This window comes from Streptomyces sp. NPDC059455 (genome assembly GCF_042750115.1).
Classification (GTDB): Bacteria; Actinomycetota; Actinomycetes; order Streptomycetales; family Streptomycetaceae; genus Streptomyces; species Streptomyces endocoffeicus.
Map to the genome: position 1 here is coordinate 1 of NZ_JBHYVB010000358.1, position 6234 is coordinate 6234.

6 protein-coding genes and 1 pseudogene are annotated in these 6234 nt (G+C 66.7%); 4 read left to right on the forward strand and 3 right to left on the reverse strand.

The features are described 5' to 3' along the window. Positions 1-145: 145 nt before the first annotated feature. A pseudogene (locus tag ACFXB5_RS51875) lies at positions 146-729 on the reverse strand (transposase family protein). Positions 730-1064: 335 nt separating this feature from the next. Next, complete coding sequence (locus tag ACFXB5_RS51880; RefSeq protein WP_014059368.1) at positions 1065-1400, reverse strand: helix-turn-helix transcriptional regulator; 336 nt, start codon at positions 1398-1400, stop codon at positions 1065-1067. Between the two features lie 170 nt (positions 1401-1570). On the opposite strand from ACFXB5_RS51880, the gene ACFXB5_RS51885 reads away from it, so the two are divergent. The 3 genes from ACFXB5_RS51885 (at position 1571) to ACFXB5_RS51895 (ending at position 3607) form a co-directional block, all read left to right on the forward strand. After that, positions 1571-2713, forward strand: coding sequence for an FAD-dependent monooxygenase (locus tag ACFXB5_RS51885; protein ID WP_385222667.1), 1143 nt, complete (start codon positions 1571-1573; stop codon positions 2711-2713). Positions 2714-2785: 72 nt separating this feature from the next. Further along, positions 2786-3169 (forward strand): transposase family protein, encoded by a 384-nt coding sequence (locus tag ACFXB5_RS51890; protein WP_385222669.1) that lies wholly within the window; start codon positions 2786-2788, stop codon positions 3167-3169. 51 nt (positions 3170-3220) lie between these two features. After that, positions 3221-3607, forward strand: coding sequence for an IS5 family transposase (locus ACFXB5_RS51895; RefSeq protein ID WP_385222672.1), 387 nt, complete (start codon positions 3221-3223; stop codon positions 3605-3607). Positions 3608-3819: 212 nt separating this feature from the next. On the opposite strand, the gene ACFXB5_RS51900 is transcribed toward ACFXB5_RS51895, so the two are convergent. Next, complete coding sequence (locus tag ACFXB5_RS51900) at positions 3820-4710, reverse strand: helix-turn-helix transcriptional regulator (protein WP_385222674.1); 891 nt, start codon at positions 4708-4710, stop codon at positions 3820-3822. Between the two features lie 401 nt (positions 4711-5111). Between ACFXB5_RS51900 and ACFXB5_RS51905 the strand changes: the two genes are divergently transcribed. Next, on the forward strand, positions 5112-6104 hold the full coding sequence (locus tag ACFXB5_RS51905; RefSeq protein ID WP_385222677.1) for an aldo/keto reductase: 993 nt from the start codon (positions 5112-5114) through the stop codon (positions 6102-6104). The last annotated feature ends 130 nt before the right edge of the window (positions 6105-6234 follow it).

Genomic DNA, 6234 nt, shown 5'->3' on the forward strand with positions numbered 1-6234 from the left:
CCCCTGGACCCCGGGGTCTGGGGCGGAGCCCCCCACGCGGCGGAGCCGCATATCGTCAGGTGTCGGGAAGGGGCGGGGAGGGGAGCAGCCCGCCGCAGGCGCCAAGATCCGTCGGACACCCCCTAGGCAGTGAGCCTTTCCAACCTCAGTTTGAGCATGTCAGGTGCAGCGTGAGGACGGCCTGGACGAGGCTGGTGATACGGCTGGTAGAGCATCGCAGTTTGCGCCCGCCAGGGCACCGATGATGCCGTGGGTTCGCGCGGCCTTGATGTCGTGGACAGATCCCGGCAACGCGGGCGAGGCCCACAGCAACCGTCCCGCCGGGTCGGCGATCACCTGCACGTTCATGCCGTGCTTCTTATGTTTCCCGGAGTAGAAGGGTCGGTCGGCGGCGATCCGGTCGATCGGCGGCAACGTGCCGTCCAGGATCACGAACGCCTTGCCGGAGGCTGTCCTCACCGCCTCGGCGAGGGTTGGAGCCAGAGCGGCCAGGATGTCGACGGCCTCGGCGATGTACCGGTAGGCGGTGGTGGTGCCCACACCGAATCCGGCGGCGAGCTGGGCGTAGGTATGGCCGCATCGTAGATGAGCCAGCACGAGCAGCGCCTGCCGTCCGGCGGCCAGTCGGCGCCATCGTGTCCCTTGCGCAAGACGACGTGCGGTCAACTCACGGGCGAGGAAGCGCAGAGCGGAGGTGGACAGATCGACCCTGGCTGGGTAGACAAGCATGCGGAAAGCGCCTGGCAGGACGGCTCGGACTCGACACGCACCCGTCTAACAGGAGCTTCTCCACGCCCGGACCCCGCCCTCACCCCCAGTGGCCCTGCTCCGCACGCAGGTTGAGGAAACCTCAGTGGGTGTTGGCGTGAGGGAGCGTGCGGAAGAGCTCGGCACCGATCACGAGCGCGGGACGGTGGTCGAAGCGACACCGATCCATTCGTGTCCGCGTCGTGCTCGGCTACCTGCGAGCCGGGCGCGAGCTGGATCCGGTCGAGCTCGCGGCTCAGGGCCGACTCGGACTCCTTCCGGTGTGTTCAGCTGTGCTCAGCTGTGCTCAGCTGTGCTCAGCGAGGAGCAGTACCGCCTGGGGACTCTGCTCCCAGGAGCGTGAGCAGCCCGGGGAATCTCTTCTCGATGTCCGCGCGTCGTAGTCGGATGCCTTTGCGGTTGCCGTAGTCGATCTCGTCAATGAGACCTGCCTCGCGCAGGACCCGGAAGTGGTGGGTCTGGGTCTGCTTCGAGATCGGAAGATTGAACGAGTTGCAGCCCCGCTCGCTGTCGCTGCGGTCGGCGGCCAACTCCGTCATCACCGAACGACGGTGCTCGTCGGCGAGGGCGCGGAATACCGCACCCAGATCGAGCGCGTCGGCCTCGGGGCCGACCAGGTTCATCCCGGCCACGCGGCACTCCCTTCAGGTACGACTTGCATCGTACCTCAAGGACGTGCTCCACTGAGGTACGAAAATGATCGTACCTTGGCCCGGTCGCACTGCCCGGTGCCGCCACCCCCTGAGACCCGGCCCGGCACTCGCCGGGAACCTGGTCATCGACACTCCGCGAGGTCATCGTCATGAAGAAGCCCGAGGTGCTGATAGTCGGTGCCGGAATCGCAGGGCCCGCACTCGCATACTGGCTCTCCCACAATGGATACCGGCCGACGGTCATCGAACACGCCCGGCAGCTGCGCTCCGGTGGCAGCGCGATCGTCGTGAAGGGGCCCGCGATCCCGGTCGCCGACCGCATGGGCATCCTTCCGCAGCTCCGCGGGCTCGCCACCCGCAATCGGTCACTGACCCTGCTCGACCCCGGCGGCAGGCGGATCCTGCAACTCCCGCTCACCTCGGACAAGGCTCCGACGGTCGAGGTGACCCGAGCCGACCTGTCCGAGGTGCTCCACCGGTCGGCGCAGACCGAGTCCGAGTTCTTGTTCGACGACACGGTCACCGCTCTCGACCAGGATGAAGGCGGGGTGGACGTCACCTTCCGGCGGTCCGCGCCACGGCGCTTCGACTTGATAGTCGGTGCCGACGGGATGCACTCCACCGTACGGCGCCTGGTATTCGGACCCGAGCGGCAGTTCGCGAGCGACCTGGGCCTGTACGGCGCGACCGTCCCGCTGGAACCCGACGCCATCGAGGACCCGACCGAGATGACGATGCTGACCGCGCCGAACCGGATGCTGGTCCTCCACCCCTCGCGGACCACTCCGCTCGCGATCTTCACCTTCCGGGCCGCACAACCAGCGCCCCACGACCGCAAGAACACCGCCCTTCACAAGCAGACCGTGGCCGACGCCTACGCCGACGTGCGGTGGCGGGCACCGGAACTCGTGGCGGCGTTCCTCGACCACCCGGCTCCGTTCTTCGACCCCCTGACCACCGTCCGGATGCCCTCGTGGTCCCGCGGACGGGTCGTACTGCTCGGGGACGCGGCGGCGGCGACAGCCCTGCTGGGCGACGGGTCCAGCATGGCGATGGCGGGCGCGTACGCCCTCGCAGAAGAGCTCGCCGCCCATCCCGGTGATCACGCCCGCGCCTTCGCCGCCTACGAGTCGCGGCTCCGCCGTGAGGTAGGCCCGCGGCAGCGACGCGTCGGTCTGCTCTCCAGGCTCATGGTGCCCCGCACCCGGCCGGGCCTCGCGGTACGCAACGCCGTGGGCCGCACGGTCGGTCGCACGAACCGGATCGCCTCTCGCGAAGCCGCGAACCGGTAGACCGGGCCCGCACCGAACGATCACCGGCCGGTGCGCAGCTCCCCGGTAGCTCTCAGCCGGGCCGGCGCCACCATGTCCGACGAACCCGGCTCGGCGTGGCAGGCCATCGCCGACACGGCAGGTCGGCTGCTGGCAGCCTCACCCACCATCCCGGGCGCTCGCCACGACATGGATGCTGCCGGCGACCACGCCCCCCCCCGCGACGCGGAGGTAAAGTGCTGGGCGGACAAGGCATATCAAGGCGCCGGCCGCACCACCCGGGCGCCCTCCCGCGGCCGACGTCTCAACCTGCGGCAACGTCGGCACAACAGCACCCACGCCGGAATCCGTTGCCTCGGCGAGCAAGCCATGGCCGCCCTGAAGGGCTGGCGCCTCCCGCGGAAACCCCGCTGCAGCACCAACCGAGTCACCGCCATCGTGAAGACCATCCCCGCCCTTCGCCACGCCTCAACCTGAGGTTGGAAAAACCTCAGTGGCTTCAAATGGTCATCGTTGGTGGATCATGGTGTGGTGATACGTCGCCATGAACTGTCCGATGCCGAGTGGGAGTTCGTCCGGCTACTGCTGCCCGAGTCGTTGCGGGGGCGGAAGCGGCTGGACGACCGCAGGGTCCTGAACGGGATCGTGTGGAAGTTCCGGACTGGGACGGCCTGGCGGGATGTGCCCGACCGTTACGGGCCGTGGGCCACGCCGCATACGCGTTTCCGCAGGTGGGCGGCGGACGGGAGGTTCGACCGGATGCTGCGGGCCGCACAGGCGAAGGCGGACGCCACGGGCGACGTCGAGTGGCTGATGTCGGTCGATTCCACGATCGTCCGCGCCCACCGGCACGTGGCCGGAGCCCGAAAAGGGGGCTCCGCGACCCGGCCCTCGGCCGGTCCCGAGGCGGTCTGACGAGGACCCGCATATCCACAGCTCAGAAGCCTACTCAGCCATATCCGCCCGATTTTCGGCGAGTACTACGGCGACCCCGACTGGGTTTGCCTGCGCCCCAACTGCGGGTGCCCAAGTCAACTTACGATCACTCGAAAGGCATTCCCAACGTGGGCCCGACGCTCTCGCCGATCGTTCAGCGCTGACTCAGACGGACTGAAAAGGTTGGAATATCAGCTGAGTGCTTGAATCTCGGTCGCTAGCCTCTCCTGGCTAGCCGCCCACGACGCCAATAGGGCTAGACCGTCCGCGGTCGCCGTGCCGGCGGGCGCGGTGTAGACGTTCAGGAGCAGGCCGGGTTCGGCAGGCATCTCCATCGACTCGACGTCCAGGTCGAGCTGGCCCGCTACCGGATGGTGCACACGCTTGCTTCCGGACCGGTGGAGCCGAACGTCCTGAGATGCCCACCGCTGCCGAAATAGTTCACTGCGTGTTGATAATTCACCGACTAGGGCGATCAGCTCCTCGTCGTGCGGGTTGCGGCCGGCTTCCATGCGTAGCTTCGCGGCCACATCGCAGGCGATTCGGTCATAGTCGACGAAGAACGTTTTTGCCGCTTCGGGATCTAGATACACGAACCGCGCGGTGTTCGCCGGCCGTCGCGTGTCGGCCAGCACCGGTGAATACAGCGCGCGGGCAAGTTGATTCATGGCCAGCACGTCATAACGGCCGTTGCAAATCCAAGCCGGCGCATCGGTGATGGCGTCGAGCACCTGCTGAAGCGCCGGACGCAACGTCACGGCGGGTCGCCGGCGGCGTGGACCGCTGGGCGCCCTGGACTGCCGCGCAAGGTGGAATAGGTGATCGCGCTCGGCCTCGTCAAGTTGCAAGGCGGAGGCCAACGCGTCGAGCACCCCGTCGGAGGCGCCGGTGAGGCTGCCGCGCTCCATACGCACGTAGTAGTCGACCGATACCCCTGCTAGTAGAGCTACCTCTTCGCGACGCAGACCTTTGACCCGGCGGTTGCCGCCGTAGGCGGGCAGTCCGGCCCGCTCGGGCGCGATCCGCGCGCGACGCGAGCTCAGGAATTCCTTGATCTCAGTACGTAGATCGATCGTGGCCACCCCTTCACCCTAGGCCCTGTCCGCAGGCGAAGGGAGGTTCTGCTGGTACCCCGACGGCTACGCACCCCCTCACACGCGGCATGCGCCCAGCGTCGTAGCGGGAAAAGGCCCGCGTAGAGGGGCCGACCCCGCGATCGCGTCGCCGATCGCATCGATTCATTGTCACCCTTGATGCCGACCCGACAAGTGGCTCCATCACTTTCGTGGCGATTCGCGAGCTCAGGCACGAAGAATTCCACGTGGACAGAGTGTCAGCCCGCCGGACAAGGGTGGCATCGACAGTACCTGTACCAGGAGGGCCTCCCCGCCGCCCGCAAGGCGGGCCTAACCTGCTGTGACCGGCTCCGGCTGAACAGCGGGAGCAATGGGTCGGACGACCTGTACCGAAGGAGCATTCTCCAGTGCACAAACGCAAACTTGGACAGCACCTCGAAGTTTCAGCCCTGGGACTCGGTTGCATGGGCATGAGCTTTTTCTACGGTCCGCCCCCGAACCCAGCCGAGATGACGAGGCTGCTGCGGGCCGCGGTTGACCGCGGCGTGACTTTCTTCGACACCGCCGAAGTCTATGGCCCTTTTACCAATGAAGAGCTGGTCGGTCAGGCGCTGGCGCCGGTCCGCGACCAGGTGGTGATTGCCACCAAGTTCGGTCTCAAGCACGGAGAGCACGGGCCGACCCCGGCGTCGGGGCTCGATAGCCGACCCGAGCAGATCCGTCGAGTGGCCGAGGCCTCGCTCCAGCGTCTGCAAACGGATTGCATTGACCTTCTTTACCAACACCGCGTCGATCCCGACGTGCCCATCGAAGACGTAGCAGGCACGGTCAAGGAGCTGATCACCGAAGGTAAGGTCAAGCACTTCGGTCTATCGGAGGCCGGTGCGACGACGATTAGCCGAGCCCACCGCGTGCAGCCTGTGACGGCACTGCAAAGTGAATACTCGCTCTGGACGCGAGACCACGAAGCCGAGATCATTCCGACCTTGGAGAAGCTGGGCATCGGTCTAGTGCCATACAGCCCGCTGGGCAAGGGCTATCTGACCGGCACAATCGACTCCCGTACATCGCTGGCCGACAACGACCTCCGCCGCATGCTGCCGCGCTTCACTCCTGAAGCACGGCAGGCCAATCAAACACTGATCGACTTGCTGCAGCAGATCGCCGACGACAAGGGAGCCACACCAGCCCAGATCGCTCTCGCCTGGGTGCTGGCGCAGAAGCCGTGGTTCGTGCCGATCCCCGGCACAACCAAACTGCATCGCTTGGAAGAGAACCTGGGAGCGCTCGATGTCGAATTGACGTTCGGCGACCTGCAGCGCATCGAGGCGGCCGCGGCCCAAATCCAGATCCAGGGTGAGCGCGTCCCCGAACGGTTGAAGTCTCTGTTCGGCCGCTAATACTGCAACGGCGCTTACCGGTAGTTCGTTGAATCCGGCGGTAGAGGTCAATGCCGTGTCCGGTGGTGACCGCGTCGATCAGGGCTTGGAGCTCGGAGGGTGGGTCGGTGTCCGTCCGGGCTCGCCACCA